The sequence below is a fragment of the Ruegeria sp. E8 genome (assembly GCF_056533985.1).
The window spans coordinates 11,857-26,444 of the sequence record NZ_JBQFOY010000018.1; the positions used below are offsets into that span (position 1 = coordinate 11,857).

14 protein-coding genes and 3 pseudogenes are annotated in these 14,588 nt (G+C 55.5%); 11 read left to right on the forward strand and 6 right to left on the reverse strand.

The features are described 5' to 3' along the window. Positions 1-52: 52 nt before the first annotated feature. The 5 genes and pseudogenes from ACR0LF_RS18625 to ACR0LF_RS18645 all read left to right on the forward strand — a co-directional run bounded on the left by ACR0LF_RS18625 (position 53) and on the right by ACR0LF_RS18645 (position 5,073). Positions 53-1,138 carry a polyamine ABC transporter substrate-binding protein gene (locus ACR0LF_RS18625; RefSeq protein WP_480582120.1) on the forward strand — a complete coding sequence of 362 codons (1,086 nt, stop codon included), beginning with the start codon at positions 53-55 and terminating at the stop codon, positions 1,136-1,138. 77 nt (positions 1,139-1,215) lie between these two features. Continuing rightward, on the forward strand, positions 1,216-2,343 hold the full coding sequence (locus tag ACR0LF_RS18630; protein WP_480582118.1) for an ABC transporter ATP-binding protein: 1,128 nt from the start codon (positions 1,216-1,218) through the stop codon (positions 2,341-2,343). Positions 2,344-2,381: 38 nt separating this feature from the next. Beyond that, positions 2,382-3,232, forward strand: a pseudogene (locus ACR0LF_RS18635) (ABC transporter permease subunit). Further along, positions 3,229-4,045 (forward strand): annotated as a pseudogene (locus ACR0LF_RS18640) (ABC transporter permease). Before ACR0LF_RS18635 ends, ACR0LF_RS18640 begins: the two co-directional pseudogenes overlap by 4 nt. Continuing rightward, a pseudogene (locus tag ACR0LF_RS18645) lies at positions 4,042-5,073 on the forward strand (NAD(P)/FAD-dependent oxidoreductase). Before ACR0LF_RS18640 ends, ACR0LF_RS18645 begins: the two co-directional pseudogenes overlap by 4 nt. Before the next feature lie 9 nt (positions 5,074-5,082). On the opposite strand, the gene ACR0LF_RS18650 reads toward ACR0LF_RS18645, so the two are convergent. Genes ACR0LF_RS18650 through ACR0LF_RS18660 form a run of 3 tightly spaced genes read right to left on the reverse strand, consistent with a single transcriptional unit; the run spans position 5,083 to position 7,924 of the window. Next, positions 5,083-5,976 (reverse strand): phosphotransferase, encoded by an 894-nt coding sequence (locus tag ACR0LF_RS18650; RefSeq protein ID WP_480582117.1) that lies wholly within the window; start codon positions 5,974-5,976, stop codon positions 5,083-5,085. Between the two features lie 25 nt (positions 5,977-6,001). Next, positions 6,002-6,664, reverse strand: coding sequence for a flagellar hook capping FlgD N-terminal domain-containing protein (locus ACR0LF_RS18655; protein WP_480582115.1), 663 nt, complete (start codon positions 6,662-6,664; stop codon positions 6,002-6,004). Positions 6,665-6,667: 3 nt separating this feature from the next. Then, positions 6,668-7,924: a flagellar hook-length control protein FliK gene (locus tag ACR0LF_RS18660; protein WP_480582113.1), complete on the reverse strand. Its 1,257-nt coding sequence runs from the start codon at positions 7,922-7,924 to the stop codon at positions 6,668-6,670. Between the two features lie 111 nt (positions 7,925-8,035). Between ACR0LF_RS18660 and ACR0LF_RS18665 the strand changes: the two genes are divergently transcribed. The 6 genes from ACR0LF_RS18665 to ACR0LF_RS18690 all read left to right on the forward strand — a co-directional run bounded on the left by ACR0LF_RS18665 (position 8,036) and on the right by ACR0LF_RS18690 (position 11,726). Then, positions 8,036-8,311 (forward strand): rod-binding protein, encoded by a 276-nt coding sequence (locus ACR0LF_RS18665; protein ID WP_480582112.1) that lies wholly within the window; start codon positions 8,036-8,038, stop codon positions 8,309-8,311. Then, positions 8,301-8,660, forward strand: a complete 360-nt coding sequence (locus ACR0LF_RS18670; protein WP_480582110.1) for a flagellar biosynthesis protein FlgN — start codon at positions 8,301-8,303, stop codon at positions 8,658-8,660. The genes ACR0LF_RS18665 and ACR0LF_RS18670 overlap by 11 nt, the downstream gene beginning before the upstream one ends. A 210-nt stretch (positions 8,661-8,870) precedes the next feature. Further along, positions 8,871-10,082 (forward strand): flagellin N-terminal helical domain-containing protein, encoded by a 1,212-nt coding sequence (locus ACR0LF_RS18675; protein WP_480582108.1) that lies wholly within the window; start codon positions 8,871-8,873, stop codon positions 10,080-10,082. Between the two features lie 77 nt (positions 10,083-10,159). Beyond that, the gene (gene flaF / locus ACR0LF_RS18680; protein WP_480582106.1) at positions 10,160-10,534 is read left to right on the forward strand and encodes a flagellar biosynthesis regulator FlaF; all 375 of its coding nucleotides are present in this window, start codon (positions 10,160-10,162) and stop codon (positions 10,532-10,534) included. Further along, a complete protein-coding gene (gene flbT / locus ACR0LF_RS18685; RefSeq protein ID WP_480582105.1) occupies positions 10,534-10,935 on the forward strand; it encodes a flagellar biosynthesis repressor FlbT in 402 nt (133 codons plus the stop codon). The genes flaF and flbT overlap by 1 nt, the downstream gene beginning before the upstream one ends. Next, positions 10,932-11,726 (forward strand): DUF1217 domain-containing protein, encoded by a 795-nt coding sequence (locus tag ACR0LF_RS18690; protein ID WP_480582103.1) that lies wholly within the window; start codon positions 10,932-10,934, stop codon positions 11,724-11,726. The genes flbT and ACR0LF_RS18690 overlap by 4 nt, the downstream gene beginning before the upstream one ends. Positions 11,727-11,815: 89 nt before the next feature. Here the strand turns inward: ACR0LF_RS18690 and ACR0LF_RS18695 are convergent, their stop codons facing one another. The 3 genes from ACR0LF_RS18695 to ACR0LF_RS18705 all read right to left on the reverse strand — a co-directional run bounded on the left by ACR0LF_RS18695 (position 11,816) and on the right by ACR0LF_RS18705 (position 14,455). Beyond that, positions 11,816-13,390 carry a DUF427 domain-containing protein gene (locus ACR0LF_RS18695; protein WP_480582100.1) on the reverse strand — a complete coding sequence of 525 codons (1,575 nt, stop codon included), beginning with the start codon at positions 13,388-13,390 and terminating at the stop codon, positions 11,816-11,818. 104 nt (positions 13,391-13,494) lie between these two features. After that, positions 13,495-14,196: a winged helix-turn-helix domain-containing protein gene (locus ACR0LF_RS18700; RefSeq protein ID WP_480582097.1), complete on the reverse strand. Its 702-nt coding sequence runs from the start codon at positions 14,194-14,196 to the stop codon at positions 13,495-13,497. Beyond that, positions 14,168-14,455 (reverse strand): hypothetical protein, encoded by a 288-nt coding sequence (locus ACR0LF_RS18705; RefSeq protein WP_224858813.1) that lies wholly within the window; start codon positions 14,453-14,455, stop codon positions 14,168-14,170. Before ACR0LF_RS18705 ends, ACR0LF_RS18700 begins: the two co-directional genes overlap by 29 nt. Positions 14,456-14,588 lie beyond the last annotated feature (133 nt).

Here is a 14,588-nt window from a genome sequence, read left to right on the forward strand (position 1 = left end):
CATTTGCAGGGAGAAGAAGGAAAAATACCTGTGCATTTGCAGGGAGAAGAAAATGACAATCAAAACGCTGACCATGACAGCAGTCATCGCATTGGGGACTTCGGCGGCCTTCGCCGAGGAGGTTCGTGTCTACAACTGGTCCGACTACATCGACGAAGAGCTTTTGGAAAAGTTCGAGAACGAAACCGGTCTGACCCTGATCTATGATGTATTCGACAGCAATGAGGTTCTGGAAACCAAAATGCTGGCCGGTGGATCGGGATATGACGTAGTGGTGCCATCGGGCACATTCCTTCAGCGTCAGATTCAGGCGGGTGCGTTTCAGGAACTGGATGCATCCAAACTGTCCAATTCGGGCAACCTTTGGGACGTTATCCAAGAGCGGACCGCAGGGTATGACCCGAACAACGCCTATTCGATTAACTACATGTGGGGCACAACGGGCATCGGTGTGAACGTCGACAAGGTCAAAGAAGCTTTGGGTGATGACGTGGCCCTGAACAGCATGGACCTGGTTCTGAAACCAGAGAACATGGAAAAGCTGGCGTCATGCGGTGTTCATTTTCTTGATGCGCCAGCCGAAATGATACCGATGGCTTTGCAGTATATTGGTGAAGACCCCGACAGCCACGATCCGGATGTGATCAAGAAGACCGAAGAAATCCTGACAGGCGTTCGTCCTCATATCCTGAAGTTCCACAGTTCAGAATACATCAATGCCCTGGCGAACGGCGATATTTGTGTGGCAGTGGGTTGGTCGGGTGACATCCTTCAGGCGCGAGACCGCGCAGCCGAAGCTGAAAACGGTGTAAACATCGAATACCATCCGTTCGCGGAAGGCTCGCTTATGTGGTTCGACCAGATGGCGATCCCCGCGGATGCTCCGAACCCGGAGGGTGCGCATAAGTTCCTGAATTTCATTCTGGATGCCAACAACATGGCCGCTGCATCGAACTACGTATACTATGCCAACGGCAATAAAGCGTCTCAGGAGTTTTTGGTAGAAGACGTAATCGGCGACCCGGCAATCTATCCGGATGATGCCACGATGCAAAACCTGTACATCACGACGCCTTATCCCGCGAAAACGCAACGGGTCGTGACCCGTCTTTGGACCAAGATCAAGTCAGGCACCTGATCCGATGTCACAGCGCGAGGCGGTCGAACGACTGCCCCGCGTGAAACATTGTCCTTGCTGACCACGCGGGGGCCGTTTTGACTTCTGACGTTTTTGCGCCGTGGGATGACCCACAGGCGAAACCCTTGATCCAGTTCCAGAACGTGACTAAGCGCTTTGGTGAGTTCACGGCGATCGACAACCTGTCGCTGGATGTATTCGAACGAGAGTTCTTTGCTCTGCTTGGTCCATCAGGGTGCGGTAAGACAACGATGATGCGGATGCTTGCCGGGTTCGAGACACCGACCGAAGGCCATATCCTGCTGGGTGGGCAGGACATCGATCCGATTCCGCCGAACAAGCGGGCCGTGAACATGATGTTCCAGTCCTATGCTCTGTTCCCGCATCTCAGCGTCTGGGAGAACATCGCTTTCGGTCTGTGCCGGGACAACATGCCCAAGCATGATCTGGAGGATCGGGTGGAAGAGATGCTGCGCCTGACCCGACTGGAACAGTTCGCCCGCCGCAAACCGCACCAGATTTCCGGTGGTCAGCGGCAGCGGGTAGCACTGGCACGTTCGCTGGCCAAGGCACCCAGGCTGCTGTTGCTGGATGAACCGCTGGGCGCGCTGGACAAAAAACTGCGTCAGGATACGCAGTTTGAACTGATGGATATTCAGGAGAAGACCGGCACCACCTTTGTCATCGTCACCCACGATCAGGAAGAAGCCATGACCGTCGCCAGCCGTGTGGCGGTGATGGACCAAGGGCGGTTGATGCAGGTTGCCACCCCGGACCGAATTTATGAAAACCCTGCCTCTGTTTATGTTGCCGATTTCATTGGAGATGTGAACATCATCGAAGGTCGTGCCGCGTCAGCCGGAGAAGACACCTATCAGATCGATTGGGCCGAGGGTCAGGCCCCGCTGACGGCATCATCGTCCGCCGGTTTCTCAAACGGGCAGCCCTGCCATCTGGCGATCCGCCCCGAGAAAGTGACAATCTCTGCCGAGCGGCCAGCCGACGCGGTCAATGCGGTTCAGGGCAAGGTTCATGACATTGCCTATCTGGGCAATCTGTCCACCTATCATGTCGAATTGGCAAACGGCACAATCATCGAGGCACAGACGGCGAACACCCGCCGCATCTCGCGCCGTTCGTTTTCCTGGGAAGACCCGGTCTGGCTGTCCTGGACGGCTACGGCTGCGGTTCTGCTGGCCAACTGATGCGCCGCGCTGTTCTGATCGCCATCCCTTAGGTCTGGCTGCTGGCGCTGTTTCTGGTGCCGTTTTTAATCGTTCTGAAAATCTCGCTGTCGGATACCGCGCTTGCAATCCCGCCCTATACACCGACTTTGGATCTTTCTTCCGGATGGGCGGGAATCAAAGAGTTCTTCAGCCAGCTTGATCTTGAGAACTATGTCTGGCTGACCGAGGACGACCTGTATTGGAAAGCCTACCTGTCCAGCGTCAAGATCGCGTTGATTTCGACCTTTCTGACACTGCTTGTGGGCTATCCCATTGCTTATGGCATGGCCCGGGCGCCCCAGGAATGGCGACCAAAATTGATGATGTTGGTGATCCTGCTCTTCTGGACCTCATTCCTGATCCGGGTTTACGCGTGGATGGGCATTCTGTCGAACGAAGGGTATCTCAACCAGATTTTGTTGTGGACCGGTAACATCTCGACCCGCTGACGATCCTGAACACCTCGACCGTTGTCTATATCGGCATCGTTTACACTTATCTGCCTTTCATGATTCTGCCGATCTATTCAGCATTGGAAAGATTGGATGGATCGCTGATCGAGGCTGCTGAGGATTTGGGATGCTCCCGTGTGCAGGCGTTCTGGCTGGTGACCATTCCATTGTCCAAACCCGGCATCATAGCGGGGTGCTTCCTTGTGATGATCCCCGTGATCGGTGAGTTCGTGATCCCGTCGCTGCTGGGTGGCTCCGGCACGCTGATGATCGGCAAGGTTCTTTGGGAAGAATTCTTCTCGAACCGTGACTGGCCGGTGGCAAGTGCTGTGGCCATCGTGCTGCTGCTGTTCCTCGTGGTCCCCATCGTGCTGTTCCAGCGTACCCAGCAGAAACAGGCGGAGGCTGAGGGATGAACAGATTTAGCTGGTTTAACACGGTTTCGCTGACGCTGGGCTTTGCGTTCCTGTATATCCCGATGGTCATCCTGATCATCTTCAGTTTCAACGAAAGCAAACTGGTCACCGTCTGGGCCGGGTTCTCAACCAAATGGTACGGAGAGCTGCTGCAAAACGAGGCGTTTCTGGATGCCGCATGGGTTACGATCCGGATCGCGGTCTTTTTTTCTACGCTGGCGACTATTTTGGGAACGGCTGCCGCCTATGTGTTGGTCCGCGGTGGGAGGTTTTTGGCCGCACACTGCTTTCCGGCATGATCTACGCGCCTTTGGTGATGCCCGAAGTGATTACCGGCCTGTCGTTGCAGCTGCTTTTCATCGGCATCGGGCTGGATCGCGGTATTCTGACCATCGTTCTGGCCCATACGACCTTTTCGATGTGTTTCGTTTCGGTTGTCGTATCCTCGCGTCTCGTCACCTTTGATCGCTCGCTGGACGAAGCGGCGCTGGACCTTGGATGCACACCGGCGCAGGCGTTCCGCCTTGTCACCCTGTCGATCATCGCACCGGCGGTGATCTCTGGCTGGTTGCTGGCCTTTACCTTGTCGCTGGATGATCTGGTGATTGCATCATTTACCTCGGGGCCGTCGGCCACGACGCTGCCGATCAAGATCTTCTCGGCCGTGCGCCTTGGCGTCAGCCCGGAAATCAATGCGTTGTCCACACTCATGATTGCCGTTGTGACGGTCGGGTAATCACGGCCTCGCCTGTGACCAAGCGCGCGATGGTGCGTCAGCGGCAGGGCGAATTGGCCGCTGCGCGCGCTGAATGAGGAGGATTTTCCCGGACTACGCCTATAGCGATGCACCTCGCGATGGCTGTTGGTGGGACGAAACAATTGCCAGCCCGGATTGATCAGAGCTTCAGGGTGGCCTGAAGGTCGATGTCGCCATCGTCGGTGGCGGCTTTACCGGGATTTCTGCTGCCTTTCATCTGGCTGAAACCGCTTCGGTTGTGGTCTTCGAAGCTGGCCCTCCGGGGTGGGGTGCGTCGGGTCGCAATGGCGGGTTTTGTTGTCTTGGCGGTTACACTGCTGCCGATTGGATTTGGGTTGAACCCCCGCAAATACCTGCTCGGGCTCACCAGAGCCGCTGAGGCCAAGGGTGCGCAATTGTTCCAGAAAAGCCCGGTTCTGAACATTGAGAAAAAGGCATCAGGCTTTGTCTTGCAAACGCAGACCGGGCCGGTCAACGCGCGAGCCGTCTTAGTGTGCACCAACGGCTATTCCAGCGAGGATACTCCAGCCTGGATTTCTGGACGATATATGCCGACGCAATCGACGGTTATGGTAACGCGCCCCATTGATCAGTCCGAGCAATCGGCGCAGGGCTGGACCTCAGATCAGAAGTGTTACGACACGCGCAATCTTTGGCACTATTTCCGCTTGATGCCGGACGGGCGGTTTCTGTTCGGTATGAGGGGTGGTTTGCGATCATCCACCGGTCGGAGGTTGCCATTCGGCAAAAGGCGCAAAAGGATTTCAAACGGATGTTCCCGGAATGGGAGATGATCGAGGCCACTCATATCTGGTCTGGAATGGTTTGCCTGTCACGTGCATTGATGCTCTTCGTAGGCCCTGTACCAGACCAGACAGGGATGTATGCCGGGTTTGCGTATCACGGCAATGGGGTTGCTATGGGCACGTTTAGTGGTCGAGCTTTGGCGCGGTTGGTTCTGGGACAGGACGCTGGCCTGCCGACCCCGATGACGCAAACGCCGGGTCGATTTCCCTTTGGCCGCTGGCGTCGTGCGCTTATGCTGCCGGCCTACGCCATGATGGCGCTAGCCGATCTGCGGTAACGGATCTCGTCACAGAATGGCTGTTTCCAGTTTCAACCCTTTTGCGTAGTCGGGTGCACCGTTTTCGACGCGCCAAAGGCAATAGGTTGCCATCCGCCACGCATACCATGGTTTGAGTTGTTGGTAGCGCGCAACAACTTCAGGTCTTCCGTAAGTCGAAAGAAACAGTTCTTCCTCAGATTCCGTCAGCGGTGAGCCGCGGTAAAGCACTTGCATCGCCGGAGACAGGAAAAGCGCAAGGTCTTCGCATGGATCGCCAAGGGCCGGGCACTGCCAGTCGATCAAAGTCAGGCCGTCCGTCGCAACCAGGATATTCCCAGCCACCGGGTCGCCGTGGATCAGACAAACCTGTTCGGTTGGCGCGACGGATATTGAAGGTTGCAGATCTACTAGTCGGTCGCGGGCATCTGACGTGCAGCCTTGCAGGATTCTGTGCCCATGAGCCATCAGGTCCGCGCTGCCATTGCATCCGGCAGGTGCCTGAATGATCACGGAAAGGGAATGAAGCCTGCGCAGCAAGTTCCCAACCCGATCAGGTCCCTGCTGCCATGGCGCGCCCGGTGCGTGGTCATAAAAGACCCAATGGGCGTCGCAAAACTGTCCTGCGGCGCGTAGCCTTGGTACAAAGCCCGTTGGTCCAAGCGTCTTGAGGCATTGAGCTTCCAACTCGGCATCATTTCGAAACAAGGGGTTACGCAATTCAGTGCTGTAGAGTTTCAGCACTTTGTCACCATCGCCGCCCAGAACTTTCCACACCTTGTTGGTGCGTCCGCCATACAAGGTCTCGAACTGTGGGTGTGCGCTGACCAGCCCTTGCAGATGGAGTTGGTCAACAAGATCTTGAGGAGGGGCAGGCAGGTCGGACAGAGGTTTATCACTTTTTCTGGCGAGTCGGTTCGCCAAGCTTTGGCCCGTCGCGCCCGACAGATCAAGAACCAGTTCGGACCGCAGTAACCTGAGTTGCTGGAATCTCTTGCCCCCCCTGCAAAGTCAATAACACGGTGTCATCGCCAACCTGCGCCTCGACGACGCGATTATAGGTGGCGACGGGTTTCTCAGAAAGCAGCTTACCGTCTTTGTAGCTTTCCAGTTTTGCGGTGTAGTTCCCCGATGCCCGTGGATTGCCCGAGGAATCCACACCCGCCCAGACGAACTCTTTGCTTGTGGTGGGAACTGTGACCTTGTCGATGACCGTACCTTTACTATCGCGGATCACCAGTTTCGCGGCATCCGCCTTTGGATCGGCCTGAGCGAACAACTTCACCGGCTGACCTTTGAAGTGAAAGGCCGAGGTTGAACGAACGTCCATTCCAACCCAGCTTGCAAGTTCGTTCAGATTGACGCCGCCCAGTGTTTTGGTCAGGGCTGTCAACAGGTCATTGGACTTAACCTGTTGTTCGACCATCGAAAACTGGGCCAACTGAGAGGCATAATCGGTCGCATCCATCGGCTCCAATGGGTCCTGGTTTTGTGCTTGCGCAGTTAGCATCTTCAGGAATGTCTCGAAATCCGATGTGATCGCAGAACTCTTCGATGCTGCGGCGGGTTGCTGAGGTGTCGCGGTTTGCTTGGCGTTGACGGGAGTGATCATTGGTCAAATCCTCATGTCGATGCCCGCGCCTGCGGCCAGCATCTGTGAGTTGGGGGTGGGTTGAGCGATCTGTTCGCTCTGAACTGGATCTGAATGCAGGGCTGCATGGGGTTCGGTGCCGTCTGCACCTTGTTCCTGCGCGCCTGAATTCCAAGAGGTTCCCAGATCAAGACTCAGATCCCCATAGCCCAGTTTCTGAAACTCTTCCGCAAGAACCGACAAATGACGACGCATAAGGTCCAGAGTTTCCGGGCGCTCGGTCGCGATGCTCATGTGCAGGCCGTCATCGCGACCGTTCAGCACGATGGAGACACGCCCAAGCTCCTCAGGGTTCAGTGCGATTTCCATTGCCCCTGATCCGGGCCGTGTCTGAATCGTTGCCGCCAGTTGACCCGCGATCGCGCGCGCAATTTCAGCTCGGGCGGCACTTGACGGGCCGCTCAGCTGAGAAACAGGCTCTCGTGTAGTTTGCGGCAAGGGTTCTTCCTTGGACGCATGAACGACTTCAACCTCTTGATTGAGTGCCGCAGGTTCGGTTTCGGTGGCGTTTGCCATCAGTTGAAGTTGCGCAACCGAAGGCGCAAGACCCGGCGTTGGCGTTTCTGGCGTTGAGGCGACCACTTGTTGCGGCGGTACCTTTTCAGTGTTTAGGGCCAGAATGGCATCAGGCCCGGTAGCCACACTTTTCGGTTCGACAAGTTGATCAAGAACGCGGCCATTCTCGGATACCTGAGCCAGTTGCACGGGTTGTGGGGCGACGCCCGGCACATGCTTGTCCAACGGGTGCGGTGAACCGGGAAGGGTTGAGTCGCTTCGTTGCACCAGCCCTGTCTGCGCTGGACTTTCCAGCTGTTCCATTGTCGCGAAAGCCGCCAGCTTTTCTGTTGTAGGCTGAGATTGCGCCGGAATTTCCTGATCGATGTTTGGCAGTTCGGCGATTTCAGCGGAGTTTTGTGAATGACCCAACTGTCGGGCAGCTGCGGCGGGTTCTGTTGTTGCCGGTGCCCCGGAAGTTGTGATCGGCATAACCTCAACCTCAACCTCAATCTCAACCTCAATCTCAACTTCAGAAGTCGCGTTGATGCTTTCTGTAATAATGTCGGTCACCTCAACGTCGGGTGCGTTTGGGCTAGCACCCTCTTGCCCAAGGATATCCTCAAAGCTCTCGGAACCCGTTTTCTGAACCGGGCCCCTTGCAGGTGCGGCGGGTTTTTCGGTCGTGTTCGGCGCTGAGATCGCCATTGTTAATGGGTTGGGCATTTTGCTCCGGCTCCGTGTGGTTGATCAGAACACTGCCCGCAGGAAGTTACGTTTATTTTAACCGCTTTCGCCTTTGATCGAGAAAGTTCGAAGCAAATTTCGGAGAATGCTATGAAAGTTTCGGCACTTGCTCAGGCGTCTCAATCGCCATCAACCCAGACCCGACTGAAAGAGGCCGCCGTTGAATTGGAAGCAGCGTTTTTAGGCGAAATGTTGAAGTCCGCAGGGCTGGGCAAAACGCGTCAATCTTTTGGCGGTGGGGCAGGTGAAGACCAGTTTTCTTCGCTTCTTGTGCAGCACCAAGCGCAGCAACTGGCGCGGTCAGGCGGTGTTGGCTTGTCCGAAATCCTGCTTAAGTCACTGATGGAGAGAACCGATGACGTCTGAGGCCGATACAACGCTGATCAAATCTCTGGAAGAAGTTCTGGATTTGGAACGTGCTGCGCTTGTGCAGGGGGATCTGGATCGTTTGTCGAACATGGTGCTCGAAAAAGAAAAGCTGATCGGCGCGATCAACGATCTTCAGGTCCTGGAGAGCGACGCGTTGATTCGCGTTCAGCAGAAAGCCGAGCGCAATCAGGCCCTGCTGAACAGCGCAGCCGAAGGTATCCGCGCCGTGGCCAGCCGAATGGCCGAGCTGCGGCGTGTTCGGCAGGAATTCAGCACTTATGGAGCAGACGGGCAGCGCAGTGAGTTTACGGTGCGCAGCACAGCGAAGCTGGAAAAACGGGCTTAGGTATAGGTTTGATTCAAATCCGAAATTTCTGGTTCGGGCGTTTTAGCACTCCGTTAGGGGATCAGGTTCAAAAGTGGTGCTGCACCTGAAAACAACAGGTGGCGCGAACGGCCATGCGGCGCGTCGCAAAGGTCAGAAAGACACCAAAGCCTGCAGATTCTGCGGGGTGAACTTGGGCAAAAATGGCCCGAATGGAAAAGGATGAAAGCTATGTCCAGCATTCTGACAAACAATGGCGCGATGGTTGCGCTGCAAACTCTCAAGTCGGTCAACAAAAACCTGGCGATGACCCAGAACGCAATCTCGACCGGCAAGGATGTCGCAACGGCCAAGGACAACTCGGCGGTTTGGGCGATTTCCAAAGTGATGGAGTCGGATGTCAAAGGCTTCAACGCAATCAAAGACAGTCTGGCGCTTGGTGAATCGACCGTTGCCGTCGCCCGCAACGCCGCGGAAACCGTCACCAATCTGCTGACGCAGATGAAAAGCAAGATTGTTGCGGCGCAGGAAGACAATGTTGATCGCGGCAAAATCAACGACGACGTAACTGCGCTGAAAAATCAGATTGGATCTGTTGTCAGCGCAGCTCAGTTCAACGGTCTGAACCTGGTTAACGGTTCTTCTGGTTCTGCCTCGATCCTGGCGTCGCTGGATCGTGACAACACCGGGGCCGTGACCGCATCGTCCATCACCGTTTCCGGGCAAAACCTGTCGACCGGCGGCTACGTTACCAAGCAGGTCTTTGACGGATCGACCGGCGCGTCGACCGGCAATGATCGCGTGGGTGCAACTATTGCCAATAGTGCGACTGCTGCAACAGCTTTGGTCACCGATGAATCAAGCGGCACCTTTGCCGCAGGAGATAAGGTAGTCGTAGCTATCAATGATAAGGTAGTGTCGTACACCGTTTCTGCTGCGGATGCCGCCGCGACAACAACCGGTGATCTGGTCGCCGTGGGTTTGAAATCGAAGATTGAAGAGCTTGGCATCACAGGTTTGACCGTAAACTATGATTCAGGTACCGCCGGGACCTTGGCGGTCACCAATAGTACAGGCGCTGACATTTCGTTCTCGGCCCAGTTCGTGAATGCGGGTTCCGGTGGACTGGGTGCTCTGGCCGGTATTGATGTGTCGACCGGAGCGGGTGCGACCGCTGCTCTGGCTGCAGTCGAGTCGCTGATCGATACATCGATTGATGCGTCGGCTGCTTTCGGGTCCGCCCAGGGGCGTATCGAAACCCAGAAAGAGTTCATCTCGAACCTGTCGGACTCGTTCAAATCGGGTATCGGCTCGCTGGTCGATGCGGACATGGAAGAGACCTCGGCACGATTGCAGGCCCTGCAAGTACAGCAACAATTGGCAACACAGTCGCTGTCGATCGCCAATCAGGCGCCGCAATCGATCCTGTCGCTGTTCCGCTAAACCAAAAAACTGGTGGGGGCACGGATTTCGTGCCCCTTCTCTGACTGCCTGAAGTTGGCCTTTTGGAAGGATTTCAAGTGACACCGCAAACCCTAGCCCATCAAACCTATGCCCAAACCGCTGCGCCGACACGAACGCCCCGTGACACCGAATACGAGGCGATTTCAAGGATCACACGGCGTCTCAAAGCGGCAACAGCCCGAAAGGCAACCGATTTCTCAGCGTTTGTTCAGGCCGTGCACGAAAACCGGCGGCTATGGGGTGTGCTGGCAACCGGTGTCGCAGATTCCGATAACGCTTTGCCGAGCGATTTAAGGGCCAGAATCTTCTACCTTGCGGAATTCACGGAACAACACTCCAGCCGCGTTTTGGGCGATGGAGCAACGGTTGAACCTTTGGTGGAAATCAACACGGCCGTTCTGCGTGGATTGCGTCAGATGGGGACAACTTGATGAGCGGTCTGGTCTTGAAGCTCGCCCCGAAAGAGAGGGTTCTGATCAACGGTGTCGTGATAGAAAACGGAGATCGGCGCGGCCGTTTTTCGATCATGACACCCCAGGCAAATGTCCTGCGGCTGAGAGATGCGATTCACCCCGACGAAGTGAACACACCAGTACGGCGCGTGTGTTACGCCGCGCAGCTTGTTTTGTCGGGGGATATGGAGCCCGGGCAAGCGCGTCAGCAATTGTTGCGCCGTGTCGAAGAACTGAGTCAGGTATTTACCGATGCTGACAGCCGCCGGGTGTTGTCTGAGGCCACGGATGCGCTGGTGGCTGAGCATTACTACAAATGCCTCAAATCGCTCCGCTCGCTACTGCCGCGGGAAGAGCGGCTGATGGCCTATCAGCGATGACCTTCCAGCCTGTTGTTCCAGCCGGCGGGATTGTAGGTTGGCGCTTTTTGCAGCGCACCTATGACGCGCAGATCCAGAGTTTTTCCTCCTCGACGGTGAATGAGAGGGAAACGAAGTACTTTCTGGAAAACATCGGAAAAGTGGAAACTGCCGAACAACTGGTATCGGATCGCAGATTGTTACAGGTCGCGTTGGGTGCGTTTGGTCTGGAAGGAGATTTGGACAACCGGTTTTTCATTCGGAAAATCCTTGAGGATGGCACACAGGCCAGGGATGCGTTGTCCAATCGTTTGGCGGACAAACGGTATCGAGAGCTCTCGGATGCTTTCGGATTCGGTCCCGGAGCTGTTCGCAAAACGACTGAACGCGCCAATATGGAAGAGATCGCTCAGGCCAATGTATCTGCACGGTTTGAAATTGCGGTTGGAAAGTCGGACGAGACGATGCGTATTTCGCTCTTTGCCCGGCGAGAACTGGCGGATCTGGCGCAAAAAAAGTCATCGGCAGATACGAAATGGTTCGATCTCATGGGATTGCCACCATTGCGCAGCATGATGGAAACCGCGCTTGGCCTGCCGTCGTCTTTTGCGCAACTGGATATCGACAAGCAACTGGTCGAGTTCAAAGACAGATTGTTCCAACTGACCGGATCGAATGATTTGGCCCAGTTTGCGGATCAGGACTCTATCAAAAAGCTGACCGATACTTATTTGGCCAGAAGCCAGATTTCTCAGCTTCAGAATACGATCACGCCTGCGCAAACTGCATTGATATTGCTTGGGGCGGTATGAGTATTGAATTCTCGGATCGAAGTTACCCGTTCACAGTCGCAGGAATTTGGCCGCGCCAAATTCATTTCCGACACCGCGAAGGGTAGGCGTCAACTGTTCAGAATCTCATCTGCTGCGGTTCGCAAAGCGTATGATTTGACCGGTTGGGACACGTTGTGCAGCTTGACTTCACCTAGCGACACTGCGTTGAAACAGGCCGGTTCAATGTCTTCAGAAACGACAATCCGATGACCTTTGGTTTTCCCGAATTCACCCAGACGTGCCGCGACGTTGGCAGCTTGACCTATAACTGTAAAATCAAGGCGCTCGCGTGAGCCCACATTGCCGTAGGTGACACGCCCGTAGGAAACGCCAATCGAACAGTCGCAATGCGCGTCGGTGCCTGCTTTGCGGAGATCTCCCAAAGTCTCAACAATTTTGATCGCCGAGCGCTGGGCATTGATGCGGGCGGTGCTGGCGTTGTCGTCAGCTGCCGGGAAAACGGCCAGAACCGCGTCACCAATAAATTTCAGAACTTCTCCGTCATTGTCATGGACGATGCCCGAAACTGTTTCAAAGAACTCGTTCAGGAGATTGATATAGGCGTTCCGACCCAGCTTCTCTTCCAGGCTCGTCGAATTGCGGAGATCGCAGAACATGATCGCCGCGTCGATTTCATCCCCATCCCCGCGCCTGATCTCACCGCCCAAAACGCGCGCGCCGGTGCGTTTGCCTACATAAGTCTCCAGCAAGACCTGCGCGTTTTCACGCTGCATGAACACTTCGTAGAAACGGGCAATGACAGACGAGCATTCAAAGACCAGCCCCAGATTTTCCGTGGTGAACCCATCCGGGTGATCGCAGGTCAGGGTCAGAACGTTGGTCCGTCCATCGGAAAACGGCAACGGCATCGCAACATAGTCAGTCGCACCCTTGGCCCGTAAATCCTCCATGATCGGAAAGCTGTTATGCGGGTTCTCATCGTTCAGCCTTTGACGCACGCCGCCCAAGCCGTTCGATACATGCCGCAACGGGCTGTTGATGAACGCCGGGTGATCATAGATTTCATAGGTCGGCGCCCGGGTCAGAATCTCGTCTTCATCTTTTTCCCAGATATAGTGCTTACCCGCGATCAGTGGGTGCAGAGACCAGGCCAAAATGCTCAGGCGCTGGATCGCGATACCATGTTCCAACATCTTTTCAGCCAGAGCTTTGGTAAAGCTTTCGGGCGTTGTCGCGGTCGAGGCACCACGCATCAGCCAATCGATCAGCGGCCCGCTGATATTGCCGTCATCAGGTTCGCGAAGGCGGTTGTCGCCCAGATCGATTTTTGTATAGGCACTGGGCACAAACCCGATGCAGCCTTGGATGGCCGCGCTTTCAGGCAGGGCTTCTTCATAGGCCCAGACGGAATTGGCCAGGTTTTCGGAACCCAGATTGATGTCGTGGTAGGTGGCGGTGCCTTTGAAAGGGCAGAATGTTTGCAGGTCTGTTTCTACGCTCAGATCAACACAGACATCTGCGCGCGGAACATAGATCGTGGGGGGCAGGCGCGTTTCATACATGACCTTGGCGTTGGTGCTTTCTGCCAAGAGTATATCGTTCCGATAAATGGCAATCCTACCATCCAGCGGTTCAACCGAGATTCCATATCCATTGATCTTTGGTGCGGCGTGGACGTTCATATGCGACCTCCCTTGCCCGGGGTTTGTCTAGAATGGGGTTTTGCGCCTGACATTCCAAGGGGCTGCGACGGGAAAAATCCCGTCGCGGGAGGTCACCGCAGAGGTCAGACCATCTGAATCACATCTTTTTCGATGGACAGCATATAGCCTTTCTTGGCGATATTCTTGACCAGTAGTTCGCTGACCATCTGGTTCCCAAGCGCATCGCGCAACCGCTTGATACGGGTGGCTCCAGCGGCTTCGTCGCAATCCGCAGCATCGCGGCCGGAAATCATACCTTCGATCTGGGCACCGGATAAAACCTCGTCATCCAGTCGGGATTCCGCCAGAACAGACAGGGTTTCCATAGCGGCGGGCGTCAGTTTGAAATCCATGTTGTTGAGGTACACGGTGTTTTCCTCGCGGCTGATCAACAGCGAGGTCACCTGAATGCCCGTACGCTCGATCTGTGCCATGCGCCGATTCATCAGAACCAGCATCACCAGAAACACCAGTGCTGAAATCATCATCGCGCTGGCAAAAACCAGCAACACATAGATGACCATCCGGTAACTGGACAGGGTGTCGGCAAAGGCAGTGCCGGACTGGGCCAGAATCTCAAGCAACCGGATTTCGGTTTGCGAGGTCAAATCGGCCTCGACAAACAGCCGTTCGACCCGCGCGTTGAACGCGTTGGCGTCGGGCAGGGTCCAGAACAGAAAAACGGCGGCGGTGATCAGAATGACGACAATGGCAGCGATACCCAGCGCCACCAGACGGACACCAGACCGGCGCGCATCAGAAACGGAGATAGAATTGTCCGGCATTGCCTTTCCTCTGATCTAACCCTTCTGGTCCGAAAACGGATTGAACTTCAAGCAGGGTCCAGCCCGACGCGCTCAGGCGCTGGGCGATTTCTGCCTGGGCCTGGCCCTTATCGCAGTTCGAGACCTGAATAACCCCGTAGTGTAGACGCAGTGGGTTGTCTTTCTTGGCCTTGTAATCCGCATAGCAATCCGCCGCAGACGCAGCAGAGCCAAGCGATATCAGGGCCGCAAAGGTCAGAGAAGAGAGGATCTGTTTCATAGGCCGCATCCTGCGCATGAGTTGCCGCGATATTCAATAACCTAAGGGGTTTGCGGCGTCTGATATCCGATAGCAATGGGCCGTTATTGCTTGTCTGGACAGGTCGACCCCAGTGTCAGTGCAATCACGACGC

Bases quoted from the DNA above. Each gene is read 5' to 3' on its own strand.
- ACR0LF_RS18625 (WP_480582120.1), top strand. From the start codon at position 53: ATGACAATCAAAACGCTGACCATGACAGCAGTCATCGCATTGGGGACT.
- ACR0LF_RS18655 (WP_480582115.1), bottom strand. From the start codon at position 6,664: ATGATCACTCCCGTCAACGCCAAGCAAACCGCGACACCTCAGCAACCC.
- ACR0LF_RS18660 (WP_480582113.1), bottom strand. From the start codon at position 7,924: ATGCCCAACCCATTAACAATGGCGATCTCAGCGCCGAACACGACCGAA.
- ACR0LF_RS18665 (WP_480582112.1), top strand. From the start codon at position 8,036: ATGAAAGTTTCGGCACTTGCTCAGGCGTCTCAATCGCCATCAACCCAG.
- ACR0LF_RS18670 (WP_480582110.1), top strand. From the start codon at position 8,301: ATGACGTCTGAGGCCGATACAACGCTGATCAAATCTCTGGAAGAAGTT.
- ACR0LF_RS18675 (WP_480582108.1), top strand. From the start codon at position 8,871: ATGTCCAGCATTCTGACAAACAATGGCGCGATGGTTGCGCTGCAAACT.
- flbT (WP_480582105.1), top strand. From the start codon at position 10,534: ATGAGCGGTCTGGTCTTGAAGCTCGCCCCGAAAGAGAGGGTTCTGATC.
- ACR0LF_RS18690 (WP_480582103.1), top strand. From the start codon at position 10,932: ATGACCTTCCAGCCTGTTGTTCCAGCCGGCGGGATTGTAGGTTGGCGC.
- ACR0LF_RS18695 (WP_480582100.1), bottom strand. From the start codon at position 13,390: ATGAACGTCCACGCCGCACCAAAGATCAATGGATATGGAATCTCGGTT.
- ACR0LF_RS18700 (WP_480582097.1), bottom strand. From the start codon at position 14,196: ATGCCGGACAATTCTATCTCCGTTTCTGATGCGCGCCGGTCTGGTGTC.
- ACR0LF_RS18705 (WP_224858813.1), bottom strand. From the start codon at position 14,455: ATGAAACAGATCCTCTCTTCTCTGACCTTTGCGGCCCTGATATCGCTT.